The organism is Pseudomonas sp. BP01 (assembly GCF_022760795.1).
GTDB classification, from domain to species: domain Bacteria; phylum Pseudomonadota; class Gammaproteobacteria; order Pseudomonadales; family Pseudomonadaceae; genus Aquipseudomonas; species Aquipseudomonas putida_Q.
This window is the reverse complement of sequence record NZ_JAFBKA010000003.1, coordinates 124,179-139,337: the sequence shown is the minus strand read 5'-3', so window position 1 is coordinate 139,337 and position 15,159 is coordinate 124,179. Positions and strand designations below refer to the sequence as shown.

The window sequence follows — 15,159 nt, the reverse complement described above, 5'->3', positions numbered from 1 at the left end:
CGCGCCTGATTTTCGTTGCACATGGAAATAGTCAGCCCTAGTCTCGACCGGTCGCTGCCAATTCAGCGACCGGTTTTGACAGACCGTCGATTGTTGTCCGTGTGCAAACGCTTATGGCGGCTGTACGTGCGGGCACCATCGTGTGCGCCGAGTGCCAACAATCTCGGTCTGTCAACCCGCGTACAGCTGCCACCCTCCCGTTTGACAGCGGGGGGGATAGCAGCTCAACCATTGTTGGAGCGTGAGCATGCTGAAGATAGTTCCTGATCCACCCCACAAGAATCTCTGCCTCGAAGACACCCTCCTCGAAGCCTCGGACTACGCGCTTTGCGCTGCGACTGTCGTGCATCAGGCAATGCTGCTACAGCCCAAGTCGCCAGCATCGATTTTGATGATGACCTCGATGCATGAACTGGAGACGCTGCGGGCTTTACTGGAGTCCGCAATAGTCCAAGTGCAGATGCCTACTGAGCCTGGGACTTCGCACTGAAGCCAAATTGATGTGTCGCCCAGGCCCCCAAACGCCTGCAAGCCGAGCCTCCACATGGATCTGAGCCATGTCGCAGATCGTGAAGCCTATGCAGCACTTGTGGGAGCTGGCTTGCCGGCGAGAGGCCAGCCCAGGCACTAGAGATTTCGGGGAGATCGACCAATGTCCACAGAAGAAACCAAATTCACCGTCGGCAAAACCACTTTCTATCAGGGTGAAAACCAGACCCATCCGCTGTTTCGTATTGAGGCCGGTATCCCTTGCCAGAGTGCGCGGGAACAGGCATCGGAAATGATGGGCTACGCACGGGATATGACCTTGGATGGCTTGATGGAGGACAAGCCACAGCTAATTTGGGCTTCGCACTACCTGTGCGCTTTGGCCAAGGCGCTGATGGATGATGATGAGCTGGGGATGATGCGCTGAATCGCCCGCACCTCAACGGAAGTCTTCGAGACCAAGTTCAAACCCGGTCTCGGAGGCAGTCCGACTAAACGGCCTGCTTTGCCATCCCAGATCCTGCTCCATCACTAACGACATCAAAGAGGAAACGCAAAGGCACCAATAAGCTGAAAAACCTTTCGCGTTTTGTACAAGTCCGTCGCGTGGTATCGACTCAAGCCAGCGTACGCTCAGGTCTCTACAGAGAATCGCTGACCCATCGCCCGCGTAACATCCCTTTCAACTCAGCTACGCTCAGAGTCATGTCTTGCTTGCGATGGACTACCGCATGACAGTTGGCGCACAGCGTCACTAAATCTGTCTCAGGGTTCACGACCTGCTCCCCTCCCAGTTTCGAAATTGGTACTACGTGGTGAACATGAATAAAGCCCTTCGCGTGCTCACCGTAAGCCAGTTCGAAATCAAAGCCACATGCCTTGCAATCAAGCCCGTGAAAGGCAATGGCCTTCATCCTCAGATCTTTCCTGCGCTCATAGCGGGTTCCGAAGTAATTTGTCTTGCTGCCCTCACTGAACGATTCAAAGATGTATGCATCATCTTCGGCGTTCGACATGACCGCTTCAGCCTGCGAAGGTAAGAGCTTCGCATGGCTTAAGATTGCATCGTAATCGGCCTGGGAGATGGGCCGAACCCCGTCACGCCAATAGTTCTTAACGCGAGTAGCAGGAATAGTCTCCAGGTACATCCCGTCGATTTTTGCTGAGACAGCTTCTCCAAAAGGCGTGAAATTTTCGACAAACGCAAAAAGATCACCCTTATCACTCTTTGGGTCCGCATAGACCTTACCGATGCGTGCCTTGCCGAAATAATGCGGCGCAGCGCTGAGTCGGGCGGAAGCAAAGGCTTGGTCCTTAATACGCCCTTTGTAGTAGATCACTTCAGTTCCAGGGGCAAGCCAGGCCTTGTAGCGTTTGGGGAAGTGATAGACAGCGCCTGTCTGGTCTTCCCATTGCGATGTGTCGTTTTCAACGATGACGAAGGGCATTACATTTCCTCTCGACTGGTTGCAAAAGCCTACCAAAAAAGAGGAAATTTCCCACATGTAGTGAGGATTGACATAACCGCTAAGAGTTGTGTAATTCGTTATGCCCCACGAGCCGCACCAGACCGGGCTACAGGCCACTGGCTCATGCGCGACGTGCCTCATAGCGGAAGGGAGATATGAAACTTCTTCAGGAAGGGACCGACACAAAAAAGCCCAGTCGTTTCCGACTGGGCTTTTTCGTTTCAATAATGGTCGGGACGGAGTGATTCGAACACTCGACCCCTTGCACCCCATGCAAGTGCGCTACCGGGCTGCGCTACGCCCCGACTGGGCTTTGAAGCATGTCCTCAATGTTGCTGAGGACGTTGAAGAATGTACCCTAACCATCTGATAAGTGGAAGCTTTTTCTTAAAAAAATTCCACCTATCGGAAAGATCTCACTTCTTCAAAACCACCAGCACATCCTCCAACTCAACAATCATCTGCCGAATCAGCTGCTTGTACTGGCTGGACTCATCCTTAGCCTCATCACTGGAGAGCCGTAACCGCGCCCCGCCAATGGTGAACCCCTGGTCATAAAGCAGCGCACGAATCTGGCGGATCATCAGCACATCCTGCCGCTGGTAATACCGCCGGTTCCCCCGCCGCTTCACAGGGTTAAGCTGGTCGAACTCCTGCTCCCAATACCGCAGCACGTGCGGCTTTACCGCACAAAGCTCACTCACTTCACCAATGGTGAAGTAGCGTTTGCCCGGTATGGGGGGCAGTTCGTCGTTATGGCTTGGTTCCAGCATAGGCCTCAACCCGGGCCTTCAACTTCTGCCCTGGACGAAAGGTGACGACGCGCCGTGCGGTGATCGGGATCTCTTCCCCTGTCTTGGGGTTGCGGCCCGGCCGCTGGCGCTTGTCGCGAAGGTCGAAGTTGCCGAAACCGGACAGCTTGACCTGCTCGTTCTCTTCAAGTGCGTGCCGAATTTCTTCGAAAAACAGCTCGACCAGCTCCTTGGCCTCACGCTTGTTAAGCCCCAGCTCCTCGTACAGCCTTTCGGCCATCTCAGCTTTCGTCAGAGCACCCATGCCGTTATTTCCTTAACGTGGTGTTCAACCTTTGTTCGAGCGAGGTGAGGATGTTTTGCAGGGTAGTGTTCACCTCATCGTCGTTAAGAGTGCGCGATGGATGCTGCCAGGTCAAGCCAACGGCAAGGCTTTTTCTATCAGGATCAATGCCTTTACCTTGGTAGACATCAAACAGCCTGAGGTCTGTGAGCCATTCGCCTGCATTGTCACGAATTAATTCAAGCACCGCGCTAGAAGCTACATCACGTCCTGCAATCAAAGCCAGGTCACGACGGGTTTCCGGGAACTTGGACAGCTCGCTGAATTTCGGCAGGCGGCCTTCGACCACGTCACCCAGCACCAGCTCGAACAGGAACACCGGGCGGTCCAGGCCCAGGGCCTTGGCCAGCTCCGGGTGGATGGCGCCAAGGTAGCCAACCAGTTTGCCGTCGCGCTCGATGGCGGCGGTCTGGCCTGGGTGCAGGGCTGGGTGTTTGCCGGCGCTGAAGGTGAAATCGCTCAGGGCGCCGGAGTAGCCCAGCAGGGCTTCCACGTCGGCTTTTACGTCGAAGAAGTCGACGCCGTCGCGGCCGTTGGCCCAGCCTTCTGGCAGGCGGCTGCCGGTGATAACGCCGGCAATCATTGGCTGCTGCTGCAGGTCACCCAGTTGGCCGACGAAGCGCAGGCCGCTTTCGAACAGGCGCACGCGGTCTTGCTGGCGGTTCAGGTTGTGCTGCAGTGCCTTGACCAGGCCCGGCCACAGGGACGCACGCATGGCGGCCATGTCGCTGGAGATGGGGTTGGCCAGCAACAGCGGCTCTACGCCCGGGCTGAACAGTTCGAACAGTTTCGGGTCGATGAAGCTGTAGGTGATGGCTTCCTGGTAGCCGCGGGCAACCAGCAGGCGGCGCAGGGTTGGCAGGTCACCGCGAGTTTCCGGCTTGCCCTGTGGGGCCAGGCGGGCTTGCGGGTAGCGAACCGGCAGGTTGTTGTAGCCGTACAGGCGGGCCAGCTCTTCGATCAGGTCCACTTCCAGGCTGATGTCGAAGCGGTGGCTTGGGACGTTGACGGTCCACTGCGCTACACCTTCAGAGCCGCCACTCTTGGTGGTGGTCAGTTCCAGGGCGTTGAGCAGTTGCTCGACCTGGGCTGGGTCCATTTCCATGCCGAGCATCTGGGTGATGCGTTCGGCGCGCAGGGTAACCGGGGCCACTTGCGGCAGGTGCTGTTCGCTGACAGCTTCGACCACCGGGCCAGCTTCGCCGCCGACGATGTCCAGCAGCAGCTGGGTGGCGCGCTCGATGGCTTCGCGGGCCAGCTGCGAGTCGACGCCGCGCTCGTAGCGGTGCGAGGCATCGGTGTGCAGGCCGTAGGAACGGGCTTTACCGGCAACGGAAATCGGCTCGAAGAAGGCGCTTTCCAGGAACAGGTCGCGGGTTTTTTCGGTGTTCACACCGCTGTGCTCGCCACCCATGACGCCGGCGATGGCCAGGGCGCGGGTGTGGTCGGCGATGACCAGGGTGTCGGCGCGCAGGGCCACTTCCTGGCCGTCGAGCAGGACGAGCTTTTCGCCCTCTTCGGCCATGCGAACGCGGATGCCGCCGTTGATTTCAGCCAGGTCGAAGGCGTGCATCGGCTGGCCGAGTTCGAGCATCACGTAGTTGGTGATGTCGACGGCGGCGTCGATGCTGCGCACGTCGCTGCGGCGCAGGCGTTCGACCATCCACAGTGGGGTCGGCTTGCTGAGGTCGACGTTACGGATAACGCGGCCCAGGTAGCGCGGGCAGGCAGCTGGGGCGCTAACTTCGACCGGGCGCACTTCGTCGTGGGCAGGCGCTACGGCAGGCACTACCGGGCGGGTGACCGGGGTGTCGTACAGGGCGCTGACGTCGCGGGCCAGGCCTGCGATGGACAGGCAGTCACCGCGGTTGGGGGTCAGGCCGATTTCAATGCTGGCGTCGTCAAGGCTCAGGTACTTGCGAATGTCTTCGCCAACCGGGGCGTCGGCCGCCAGCTCCAGCAGGCCGTCGTTCTCTTCGCTGATTTCCAGCTCGGCCGCCGAGCACAGCATGCCGAAGGACTCGACGCCGCGCAGCTTGGCCTTTTTGATCTTGAAGTCGCCAGACAGCTCGGCACCAATCATGGCGAACGGGATCTTGATGCCTGGGCGGGCGTTAGGGGCGCCGCACACGACCTGGAAGGTTTCCTGGCCGTTGGTCACCTGGCACACGCGCAGTTTATCGGCGTCCGGGTGTTGTTCGGTGGCGAGGATTTCGCCCACGACAATGCCGCTGAACTGGCCGGCAGCGGGGGTAACGCTGTCAACTTCGAGGCCGGCCATGGACAGGCGGGCGACCAGTTCGTCACGGGAGACTTGCGGGTTTACCCAACCGCGCAGCCACTGTTCACTGAATTTCATGCTGTTCTCCTAGAATGTGCGTCGATTGGGCCTAGCGGAATTGGGCAAGGAACCGCAGGTCGTTGTCGAAGAACAGACGCAAATCGTTGACGCCATAGCGCAGCATGGCCAGGCGCTCGGCGCCCATGCCGAAAGCGAAGCCCTGGAACTCTTCAGGGTCGATGCCGGACATGCGCAGCACACTTGGGTGCACCATGCCGCAGCCCATCACTTCCAGCCAGCCGGTTTGCTTGCACACGCGGCAGCCGTTGCCGGAACACATCACGCACTGGATGTCGACTTCGGCGGACGGCTCGGTGAAGGGGAAGAACGATGGGCGGAAACGTACCGCCAGTTCTTTTTCGAAGAACACCCGCAGGAATTCTTCGATGGTGCCCTTGAGGTCGGCGAAGTTGATATCGCGATCAATCAACAGGCCTTCGACCTGGTGGAACATCGGCGAGTGGGTGATATCCGAGTCGCAGCGGTATACGCGGCCTGGGCACACAATGCGGATAGGCGGCTGGGTGGACTCCATGGTCCGCACCTGCACCGGCGAGGTGTGGGTACGCAGCAGCATGTTGGCATTGAAGTAGAAGGTGTCGTGCATCGCCCGGGCCGGGTGGTGGCCGGGGATGTTGAGCGCTTCGAAGTTGTGGTAGTCGTCTTCGACCTCTGGGCCTTCGGCAATGCCGTAGCCGATGTGGGTGAAGAACTGCTCGATGCGCTCGAGTGTACGGGTGATCGGGTGCAAGCCACCGGTGGCCTGGCCGCGGCCTGGCAGGGTGACGTCAATGCATTCGGCAGCCAGACGAGCGCTGAGCTCGGCTTCTTCAAAGGCGGCCTTGCGGGCATTGAGCACAACGGTGACGCGTTCTTTGGCGTCGTTGATCAGCGCGCCGACTTTCGGCCGCTCTTCGGCTGGCAGGTTGCCCAGGGTCTTCATCACCTGGGTCAGTTCGCCCTTCTTGCCGAGATAATTAACCCGGATCTGTTCCAGGGCATTGATGTCTTCAGCGCGCTCCACAGCCTCTAGGGCTTGGGAGACCAGCGCATCCAGGTTTTCCATGTACAGACTCCAGATACGAAAATAGGGGAAGAGCTTTGAAGGCTCTTCCCCTATCGATGACGTTCAATGCCCGACGGCGCTAGCGCCGCCGGGTGATTGTCGCGGGTACTTAAGCCAGAACGGCTTTAGCTTTCTCGACAATCGCAGCAAACGCCGCTTTTTCGTTCACTGCCAGATCGGCCAGAACCTTACGGTCGATTTCGATCGAAGCCTTTTTCAGGCCAGCAATCAGACGGCTGTAGGACAGACCGTTGGTGCGGGCACCGGCGTTGATACGAGCGATCCACAGTGCGCGGAACTGACGCTTCTTCTGGCGACGGTCGCGGTAGGCGTATTGGCCTGCCTTGATGACCGCTTGCTTGGCTACGCGGAATACGCGCGAGCGTGCACCGTAGTAACCTTTAGCCAGTTTCAGAATTTTCTTGTGACGCTTACGAGCGATGACGCCACGCTTAACACGAGCCATGAGTAACTTCCTCTATCTTAACCAGAATTAACGAACGCGCAGCATGCGCTCGACTTTTGCCACGTCAGACGGGTGCAGCAAGCTGGCACCGCGCAGTTGACGCTTACGCTTGGTCGACATTTTGGTCAGGATGTGGCTCTTGAAAGCGTGCTTGTGCTTGAAGCCCGAAGCTGTCTTCAGGAAGCGCTTCGCAGCACCGCTTTTGGTTTTCATTTTTGGCATGTTGGAACTCCGCATTCGATAAAATTACACATAATCATCAGGCCTGCCGTGCCCGGGAGATTACTTCTTTTTCTTGGGGGCGATGACCATCATAAGCTGGCGTCCTTCCATCTTCGGATGCTGCTCAACGGTGCCGTATTCAAGCAGGTCAGCTTCAACCCGCTTCAACAGCTCCATGCCCAGCTCCTGGTGGGCCATCTCACGACCACGGAATCTCAGAGAGATCTTGGCCTTGTCCCCATCGGTAAGGAAACGTACCAGGTTGCGTAGTTTTACCTGGTAATCCCCATCCTCCGTCCCTGGACGAAACTTGATTTCTTTGATCTGGATCTGCTTCTGGTTTTTCTTGGCTTCGTTGGCCTGCTTCTTCTTCTCGAAGAGGTGCTTGCCGTAGTCCATGACCTTGCAGACAGGCGGTACCGCGTCTGCAGAGATTTCTACCAGGTCCAGCTTCGCTTCATCAGCGATACGCAGCGCTTCATCAATCGAGACGATGCCAACCTGCTCGCCGTCTGCGCCAATTAACCGAACCTCGCGGGCCGAGATATTCTCGTTGATCGGGGCCTTCGGTACAGCACGCTTATCGTTTCTCATTTCACGCTTAATAGTCATTACTCCGATTCTTGGCGACCACGCCGGGAAACCGCTTGTGTCAGAAGCTCAGCGAATTGGGCGACGGGCATGGAGCCCAGGTCTGCGCCTTCGCGAGTACGCACTGCAACGGTCTGCGTTTCGACTTCGCGATCCCCTATAACCAAAAGGTACGGGACCTTGAGCAAAGTATGCTCGCGGATTTTAAAGCCGATCTTCTCATTTCTCAAGTCCGACTTGGCACGGAAACCGCTACCGTTCAGAGATTTCTCAACCTCGAGGGCGAAATCGGCCTGTTTGTCGGTGATATTCATGATCACCGCCTGGGTCGGAGCCAGCCACGCCGGGAACACGCCAGCGTAGTGTTCGATCAGCATACCGATGAAGCGCTCGAACGAACCGAGGATGGCGCGGTGCAGCATGACCGGGCGAATACGGCTGTTGTCTTCGGCGATGTAGCTGGCGTCCAGACGCTCTGGCAGGTTCGGGTCGTACTGCAGGGTACCACACTGCCAGTTCCGGCCGAGGCAGTCGCGCAGGGTAAACTCGATTTTCGGGCCGTAGAAGGCGCCCTCGCCTGGCTGGTATTCCCACTCCAGGCCCGATTCGTTCAGGGCGTCGGCCAGTGCGCTTTCGGCACGGTCCCACAGCTCTTCAGAACCGACACGCTTGGCCGGACGCGTGGACAACTTCATGGCGATATCGCTGAAGCCGAAGTCCTTGTACACGTCCAGGGTCAGCTTGATGAAGTCGGCGGCTTCTTTCTTCACCTGTTCTTCGGTGCAGAAGATGTGCGCGTCGTCCTGCACAAAGCCACGCACGCGCATGATGCCGTGCAGCGCGCCGGACGGCTCGTTACGGTGGCAGGCACCGAACTCGGCCAGGCGCAGCGGCAGGTCGCGGTAGCTTTTCAGGCCCTGGTTGAACACCTGCACGTGGCACGGGCAGTTCATCGGTTTTACCGCGTAGTCACGGCTTTCCGACGAAGTGGTGAACATGTTCTCGGCGTAGTTGGACCAGTGGCCGGAACGCTCCCACAAAATACGGTCGACAACCTGCGGCGTCTTGATTTCCAGGTAGCCGTTGGCGCGCTGAACCTGGCGCATGTACTGCTCGAGCACCTGGTACACGGTCCAGCCGTTGGCGTGCCAGAACACCATGCCCGGGGCTTCTTCCTGCAGGTGGAACAGGTCGAGCTGCTTGCCGATCTTGCGGTGGTCGCGTTTTTCGGCTTCTTCGATGCGCTGAACGTAAGCTGCCAGCTGCTTTTTGTCGGCCCAGGCGGTGCCGTACACGCGTTGCAGCTGCTCGTTCTTGGCATCACCGCGCCAGTAGGCACCGGACAGCTTGGTCAGCTTGAATGCCTTGAGGAAGCGGGTGTTCGGCACGTGCGGGCCACGGCACATGTCGACGTATTCTTCGTGGTAATACAGGCCCATGGCCTGCTCGTCCGGCATGTCTTCGACCAGGCGCAGCTTGTAGTCCTCGCCACGAGCCTTGAACACATCGATGACTTCGGCGCGCGGGGTCACCTTTTTGACTACGTCGTAGTCTTTTTCGATCAGCTCCATCATGCGCTTTTCGATGGCGGCCATGTCTTCAGGGGTGAAGGGGCGCTCGTAGGCGATGTCGTAATAGAAGCCTTCGTCGATAACCGGGCCGATCACCATCTTGGCGGTCGGGTACAGCTGTTTCACTGCGTGGCCGACCAGGTGGGCGCACGAGTGACGGATGATCTCCAGTCCCTCTTCATCTTTAGGGGTGATGATCTGCAGGGTGGCGTCGTGGCTGATCAGGTCGCAAGCATCGACCAGTTTGCCGTCGACCTTGCCGGCGACGGTGGCCTTGGCCAGGCCGGCGCCGATGGAAGCGGCAACGTCGGCTACGGATACGGCGTGATCAAACGAACGTTGACTGCCATCGGGAAGAGTAATAACGGGCATGGCGCCTCCTCTCCTAGTGGTGACCCCTACCAAAGGTCACGTGGGTTGGGATGAGCCAGTACAAGATCCGGCCTGCCTTCCTTCATAAGGAAGCCTGCCTCACAGTGGCAGAAGCCTTTCGGCTTGCAAGGGACGAACCAGAGTGACTGGAAAGAAAAAAGATAGCTGCAGCCGGCACAGGCGCGACCACAAGCCGAGCATGCTAGCACGCGGGTTGCACCCCAGGCAGAAATATTTGGAAATTGAACCGCAGCGGTGAACTAACGCGGAAAAATACCGCTCAGACTTTGGGAAGCAACCTACTCTTGATGAGACCTTAACCCAAGGAGTAACTGGTTATGCGAGTTCCGTCCCTTCTGGCCCTGGCGGCCGCTGGCGCCCTGCTGCTGCCCGTGGCTGCGAACGCCGGCAACTTCCCTGCAGGGAAGGAGGCCGCCTACACCGCCCAGTGCACGCAAGTGGCCGGCAGCCAGGGCGTTGACGCTGCCACCGCGAAAAAACACTGCGACTGCGGCGCACAAGCTATCAAAAAGAATTTCACCGACGCCGAGATTGCCGACCTGGACAGCCAGGATGGCGTTGACGCCAAGCTGATGCAAAAGGCCCAGACCGTGGTGCAACAGGCCTGCGCACCGAAGCGCTGAAACCTTAAAGCCGGTGGTGGCTGACCATTATTTTGCGCTGGATCAACATCCGGTGAAGGTAAAAGGCGCTACTTCCGCAGAATTAGACTATGATGTCATCTGTGCCAGACAGCTCAGGCGTCTAGGCACTTCGAAAAATTTCAAGTTTCTGGAGATTCATCCCATGTCCAATCGCCAAACCGGCACCGTCAAATGGTTCAATGATGAGAAAGGCTTCGGCTTCATCACCCCACAAGGCGGCGGCGACGACCTGTTCGTTCACTTCAAGGCCATCGAATCCGACGGCTTCAAGAGCCTGAAAGAAGGTCAGCAAGTTTCCTTCGTCGCCGAGCGCGGTCAGAAGGGCATGCAGGCTGCTCAGGTTCGTCCGGAGTAATTCGGAAGCTGTGAAAAAACCCGCCCTTGTGGCGGGTTTTTTTATGGGCGCTTACCAGGCGGCACACGCTGCTCTTTGTAGGAGCGGCCTTGTGCCGCGAAAGGGCCGGTCCGGCGCCCCGGCAAGGCCGCCCCTACAGGGACCGCATGGGCCTTTGGAGCTGCATCAACCGCAGTTGACGCGGGTCACCTTGCCCTGCTCGTCCACGTTCAGGTTGAGACGCTCGGAGCGGTACTCCAAGGTGACCACATCGTGCGGCGTGAGAATACGTGCCATCTGCGAGCCACTGGCCTTGCGCGCCTGCTCCAGTAGGTCGGCACTGGCGGGCTTGCCAATGGCAAAATCGGCGCCGCTGGCTTCGCAGCGGCCATCGTTGCCAGCCGATGCCGCCGGGGCATCGCCGCCAGCTTTGCCGCCAGCATTGCCACCAGTGCTGCAACCAGCCAGGACAGCAGCCACCGCCAGGGTTGCCAGGTAAGCACGGGTACGGAACATGAAGCCTCCTAAATGGGTCCGGGAACTGTCTGTTCCGACAGCTCCGCTGGGTATTTGTTGCAAAACCGGTCAAGTCTGCCTGAACTCTGGCACCGAGGCGAAAAGCAATCGTGACTGGATTTTGCACAACCCACTGCGTTTGCCATATGCTTAGCGCGCACGGTCACTGGCGCAAAGCCATGATTTGCTGCAAGAAGTGGAGCGCATCCCGCCTCCATCGAACACCAGGGTCAGGTGTTCACCCTTCCGTACCGGGCCCCAAGCGAGAGCTTTTCATGAGTACCCACAGCATCGATGCCGACATCAAGGTCAAATGGGCGGAGGGCCAGAGCGCGTACAGCCCTGGCACACCGGAAGAATTGCTGTTGATCGCCATTGACCTGTTGGTACGCGACAACGGTGCCGAGGCGGCACGCAGCTTCATCGACCAGGTGTTCGAGCGCTACGCGCCGCACGCGGCTATTCCAATCGCGCCAGACGGGCACTGAGCAGGTCAAACAGCCCCTGGGCATCGCCCTGCTCCACCCACAACACATTGGCCGGCTGCTTGAGCACGCCGTACCAGTCGGCAACGGTCTGGCCGAAAGTCGGGCCTTCGCGGCTGTCGATGCTCATGTGAATGCGCCGGCCACTGAACAGCTCAGGCTTTAACAGGTAGGCAATGACGCTGGCGTCATGCACCGGGCCGCCGGGCATGCCGTACAGGTCCATGTCGTGGGTGATGTAGGCATTGAGGATATCGACCACGCGCTTGCTGGCCTGATTGTTCACGGCTGCCAGTTGTTTCAGGCGGGCGTCGCTGGTCAGCAGCTTGTGGGTGACGTCCAGCGGCAGGTAGGTGAGTTGCACCCCGCTGGCCAGCACCACTTCTGCAGCGTGCGGGTCGGCGTACAGGTTGAATTCCGCCACCGGGGTGATGTTGCCGCCGTTGAAATGCGCACCGCCCATGACCACCACCTCCTTGATGCCCTTGGCGATGTCCGGCCGCTGGATCAACGCGAGTGCCAGGTTGGTTTGTGGGCCAAGCATAGCGACAGTGATGCTGTGCGGTTTGGCTGTGCCGAGGGTGTCGACCAAGTATTGCACTGCATTGCCTTGTGCCAGAGGGGCTTTGGGCTCGTGCACCTGAATACCGGTAAGGCCTTCTTCACCATGAACGTCGGCGGCGTAGATCGGCGCGCGCACCAGTGGGCGGCCGGCGCCGGCGTACACCGGGATGTCTTCGCGCCCCGCCCATTCGCGGGCCAGGCGGGCGTTGCGCGAGGTTTTATCCAGGCGCACGTTGCCGGCCACGGTGGTGATGGCGCGGATAGTGAGTTCGTCGGGCGAGGCCATGGCCAGGAACAGCGCGACTACATCGTCGGCGCCGGGGTCGGTGTCGATGATCAGGTCGATGGGGGCGGCCTGCAGGGTGGTGGCTGTGGCCATGAAGGCGATTCCTTGTAGCAGGGGTTTGAGCATGGGGGGCACTCCTGTTGCCTAGGTAGAGGGTTCCGGGGCCGCAGTGCGGCCCAATCGCCGGCAAGCCAGCTCCTACAGGTACAGCGCCGCCTTCGAGGCGGGTGATATCCCTGTGGGAGCTGGCTTGCCGGCGATCGGGGGCAACGCCCCCGCCTTCAGAAGGTGACGCCGGAGATGAGGGCGATGTTGCTGTAAGGCTGACACTCACCTGTGCGCACCACCGCGCGGGCACTGCGCGACAGCACCTTGAAATCTTCATGGCTCAGCCATTCGCGCTTGCCCAGCTTGCCCTTCAGTCGCTCGATCTCGACCAGCCCGGGCGGCACCACTTTCTGCATTTCTTCAGCCAGCACATGCCGTTCTACCTGCAACTCGCTCAGCACTACCCGCAACACGCTGGCGAAATCCGGCAGGCCGGGGGTGATGGCCAGGTCGATCAGCTCCACGCCCGGTGGCACCGGCAGCCCGGCATCGCCGATCACCAGGATATCGCCATGCCCCATGCCGGCAATGACCCGCGACAGGGCAACGTTCAGCAACGGGGTTTTCTTCATGGGGCCAGCTCCGCCAGGTAAGGAATCGACGGCTGGGCACCGGCACGGGTAACCGACAAGGCGGCGGCACGCTGGCCAAAGGCAATGGCCTCGCCCTCCTCCAGCCCCCGCACCAGCCCGGCAGCAAAGCCACCAATGAAGGTATCGCCAGCAGCGGTGGTGTCCAGCGGTTGCACCACCGGCGCCGGATAGTGCTGATGGCCCTGCGCAGTAATCAGCAAGGCCCCTTGCGCCCCCAGGGTGATGATCACTTTACCCGCGCCCAGCTGTAGCAAGCGCTCGCCAGCACGCCGGGCACTGTCCTGGTCAGTCACTGCCACCCCGGTCAGGGCTTCGGCCTCGCTTTCGTTAGGCGTGAGGTAATCGATGCAGGCAAACCAGTCCGCCGGCAAGGGGGCGGTGGCCGGCGCCGGGTTCAGGATTACCTGCTTGCCCAGCTCACGGGCCCTGGCCAATGTCCAGGCCACGGTGTCGACCGGCACTTCCAGCTGGCAGATGACCACCTCGGCCGCCTGCAGCAACGCATCGAAGCGCTGTACCGACTGCGGCGTCAGCAGGCCGTTGCCGCCAGGAATGATGACGATGCAGTTCTGGCTGGCAGCATCCACGGTAATCAGTGCCACACCGCTGGACACCCCTGGGCAGGTGCTGACGCCCTGGCAATCGATGCCCTCGACATACAGGGCCCGATGCAGTTGCCGGCCATAGTCATCGTCACCCACATTGCCGATCATCGCCACGCTGCCGCCCAGCCGTGCCACCGCCACGGCCTGGTTGGCGCCCTTGCCGCCCGGCACGGTGAAAAAGCTTTCGCCGGGGAGTGTTTCGCCGGCCCGGGGCAGGCGCTGGGCGCGGGCCACCAGGTCCATATTGAGGCTGCCGACCACCACAACCTTGGCATTCATGACGTTTCCTTAGCGTTAGCGGTAATCGTTGAACAGGTCCGGGCGCGGCCCGGTGGACTCACGCAGCACGATGCGCGGGGCAACGATGCGTTGCTCCGCCGCACCGTGGCGGGGTGTGCCAATGCGCGACAGCAGCAGCGAGGCGGCGCTTTCGCCCAGCTCGCGAATCGACTGGCCTACCGTGGTCAGCGGCGGGTACACATAGCGGCTGAGCTCGATGTCGTCGAAACCGATCACCGACAGCTCGCCCGGTACGCTGATATTGCGTTCGGCTGCAGCACGCAGCACACCAAAGCCGATCATGTCGTTGCCGGCAAAAATCGCCGTGGGCCGTTTGCCCTCCAGCACCTGCGCCGCTGCTGCGTGCCCACCCGGGCTGGTGAAGTCGCAGTGCAGCACACGGCTGCCCAGCACCGGCACACCGGCTTCGGCCATGGCACGGCGGAAGCCGTTCAGGCGCAACTGGGTAACCCCGGTTTCGGCGGGGCCGCCGATATAGGCGACGTCGCGATGGCCAAGCTCCAGCAGATGCTGGGTGGCCAGGTAGGCGCCGTGCTCGTGGTCGATGCGCACCAGGTCGGCATCCACGCCTTCCAGCTCACGGTCGACGATCACCATCGGCGTGCGCACGCAGGCCAGGCTTTGCAGCAGGTCACTGTCCTGGCCCACCGAGGCCACCACCAAGCCATCAATGCGCTTTTCCAGCAGCACACGCAGGTAACTGCGCTGCTTCTGTGGGTTGTCGTCCGAGTTGCACAAAATCACGCAATAGCCGTTGCGTTCGCAGGCGTCTTCAATGCCCCGTGCCAGCTCGGCGAAGTACGGGTTGACGCTGTTGGGCACGAGCAGGCCGATGGTGGCTGTGCTGCGCGCCTTCAGTGAACGCGCCACAGCGCTGGGCACGTAGTCCAGCTCGATAATGGCGGCTTCAACCTTCTGCCGCACGTGTTCGCTCACCGGGCGGGTCTTGTTCAATACATGGGACACGGTGGTGTAGGAAATGCCCGCCAATGCCGCGACGTCTTTGATGGTTGCCATAGTG

19 protein-coding genes and 1 tRNA gene are annotated in these 15,159 nt (G+C 60.0%); 5 read left to right on the top strand and 15 right to left on the bottom strand.

Annotated elements, in window-relative coordinates; all coding sequences use genetic code 11:
- Positions 1 to 247 precede the first annotated feature (247 nt).
- Together JOY50_RS04380 and JOY50_RS04375 are read left to right on the top strand one after the other, a co-directional pair.
- The gene (locus JOY50_RS04380) at positions 248 to 490 is read left to right on the top strand and encodes a hypothetical protein (RefSeq protein WP_243054816.1); all 243 of its coding nucleotides are present in this window, start codon (positions 248 to 250) and stop codon (positions 488 to 490) included.
- A 162-nt stretch (positions 491 to 652) separates the two neighbouring features.
- A complete protein-coding gene (locus tag JOY50_RS04375) occupies positions 653 to 916 on the top strand; it encodes a DUF3077 domain-containing protein (protein WP_243054815.1) in 264 nt (87 codons plus the stop codon).
- A gap of 214 nt (positions 917 to 1,130) precedes the next feature.
- On the opposite strand, the gene JOY50_RS04370 is transcribed toward JOY50_RS04375, so the two are convergent.
- The 10 genes from JOY50_RS04370 to thrS all read right to left on the bottom strand — a co-directional run bounded on the left by JOY50_RS04370 (position 1,131) and on the right by thrS (position 9,682).
- The gene (locus JOY50_RS04370) at positions 1,131 to 1,937 is read right to left on the bottom strand and encodes an HNH endonuclease (protein WP_138736236.1); all 807 of its coding nucleotides are present in this window, start codon (positions 1,935 to 1,937) and stop codon (positions 1,131 to 1,133) included.
- 249 nt (positions 1,938 to 2,186) lie between these two features.
- Positions 2,187 to 2,263 (bottom strand) — tRNA-Pro (locus JOY50_RS04365).
- A gap of 111 nt (positions 2,264 to 2,374) precedes the next feature.
- On the bottom strand, positions 2,375 to 2,731 hold the full coding sequence (locus JOY50_RS04360) for a MerR family transcriptional regulator (protein WP_003250681.1): 357 nt from the start codon (positions 2,729 to 2,731) through the stop codon (positions 2,375 to 2,377).
- Positions 2,712 to 3,014 carry an integration host factor subunit alpha gene (gene ihfA / locus JOY50_RS04355; protein ID WP_003250679.1) on the bottom strand — a complete coding sequence of 101 codons (303 nt, stop codon included), beginning with the start codon at positions 3,012 to 3,014 and terminating at the stop codon, positions 2,712 to 2,714. Before ihfA ends, JOY50_RS04360 begins: the two co-directional genes overlap by 20 nt.
- A gap of 4 nt (positions 3,015 to 3,018) precedes the next feature.
- Positions 3,019 to 5,412 carry a phenylalanine--tRNA ligase subunit beta gene (pheT, locus tag JOY50_RS04350; protein ID WP_019471867.1) on the bottom strand — a complete coding sequence of 798 codons (2,394 nt, stop codon included), beginning with the start codon at positions 5,410 to 5,412 and terminating at the stop codon, positions 3,019 to 3,021.
- A 31-nt stretch (positions 5,413 to 5,443) separates the two neighbouring features.
- On the bottom strand, positions 5,444 to 6,460 hold the full coding sequence (gene pheS, locus JOY50_RS04345) for a phenylalanine--tRNA ligase subunit alpha (RefSeq protein WP_016487883.1): 1,017 nt from the start codon (positions 6,458 to 6,460) through the stop codon (positions 5,444 to 5,446).
- Between the two features lie 109 nt (positions 6,461 to 6,569).
- A complete protein-coding gene (rplT, locus tag JOY50_RS04340; protein WP_003250671.1) occupies positions 6,570 to 6,926 on the bottom strand; it encodes a 50S ribosomal protein L20 in 357 nt (118 codons plus the stop codon).
- A gap of 27 nt (positions 6,927 to 6,953) precedes the next feature.
- Positions 6,954 to 7,148, bottom strand: coding sequence for a 50S ribosomal protein L35 (gene rpmI / locus JOY50_RS04335; RefSeq protein ID WP_003250667.1), 195 nt, complete (start codon positions 7,146 to 7,148; stop codon positions 6,954 to 6,956).
- Positions 7,149 to 7,208: 60 nt separating this feature from the next.
- Positions 7,209 to 7,760: a translation initiation factor IF-3 gene (infC, locus tag JOY50_RS04330; protein ID WP_016499016.1), complete on the bottom strand. Its 552-nt coding sequence runs from the start codon at positions 7,758 to 7,760 to the stop codon at positions 7,209 to 7,211.
- A complete protein-coding gene (thrS, locus tag JOY50_RS04325; RefSeq protein WP_019471868.1) occupies positions 7,760 to 9,682 on the bottom strand; it encodes a threonine--tRNA ligase in 1,923 nt (640 codons plus the stop codon). Before thrS ends, infC begins: the two co-directional genes overlap by 1 nt.
- Positions 9,683 to 10,020: 338 nt before the next feature.
- On the opposite strand from thrS, the gene JOY50_RS04320 reads away from it, so the two are divergent.
- Positions 10,021 to 10,326 carry a hypothetical protein gene (locus JOY50_RS04320; protein ID WP_019471869.1) on the top strand — a complete coding sequence of 102 codons (306 nt, stop codon included), beginning with the start codon at positions 10,021 to 10,023 and terminating at the stop codon, positions 10,324 to 10,326.
- 163 nt (positions 10,327 to 10,489) lie between these two features.
- Complete coding sequence (locus tag JOY50_RS04315; RefSeq protein WP_016499013.1) at positions 10,490 to 10,702, top strand: cold-shock protein; 213 nt, start codon at positions 10,490 to 10,492, stop codon at positions 10,700 to 10,702.
- Between the two features lie 165 nt (positions 10,703 to 10,867).
- Here the strand turns inward: JOY50_RS04315 and JOY50_RS04310 are convergent, their stop codons facing one another.
- Positions 10,868 to 11,197, bottom strand: a complete 330-nt coding sequence (locus JOY50_RS04310; RefSeq protein ID WP_132841540.1) for an I78 family peptidase inhibitor — start codon at positions 11,195 to 11,197, stop codon at positions 10,868 to 10,870.
- A gap of 275 nt (positions 11,198 to 11,472) precedes the next feature.
- Between JOY50_RS04310 and JOY50_RS04305 the strand changes: the two genes are divergently transcribed.
- Entirely contained in the window at positions 11,473 to 11,685 is a 213-nt protein-coding gene (locus JOY50_RS04305; RefSeq protein WP_003250649.1) for a hypothetical protein, read from the top strand.
- Here the strand turns inward: JOY50_RS04305 and JOY50_RS04300 are convergent.
- From JOY50_RS04300 to JOY50_RS04285, 4 genes are all read right to left on the bottom strand, one after another.
- Positions 11,657 to 12,658 carry a nucleoside hydrolase gene (locus JOY50_RS04300; RefSeq protein ID WP_132841542.1) on the bottom strand — a complete coding sequence of 334 codons (1,002 nt, stop codon included), beginning with the start codon at positions 12,656 to 12,658 and terminating at the stop codon, positions 11,657 to 11,659. The two genes, JOY50_RS04305 and JOY50_RS04300, sit on opposite strands and share 29 nt — an antisense overlap.
- A gap of 155 nt (positions 12,659 to 12,813) precedes the next feature.
- On the bottom strand, positions 12,814 to 13,212 hold the full coding sequence (rbsD, locus tag JOY50_RS04295) for a D-ribose pyranase (RefSeq protein WP_028613275.1): 399 nt from the start codon (positions 13,210 to 13,212) through the stop codon (positions 12,814 to 12,816).
- Entirely contained in the window at positions 13,209 to 14,117 is a 909-nt protein-coding gene (gene rbsK, locus JOY50_RS04290) for a ribokinase (protein ID WP_138736096.1), read from the bottom strand. Before rbsK ends, rbsD begins: the two co-directional genes overlap by 4 nt.
- Before the next feature lie 15 nt (positions 14,118 to 14,132).
- The gene (locus tag JOY50_RS04285; RefSeq protein WP_028613277.1) at positions 14,133 to 15,155 is read right to left on the bottom strand and encodes a LacI family DNA-binding transcriptional regulator; all 1,023 of its coding nucleotides are present in this window, start codon (positions 15,153 to 15,155) and stop codon (positions 14,133 to 14,135) included.
- Between the last annotated feature and the right edge of the window lie 4 nt (positions 15,156 to 15,159).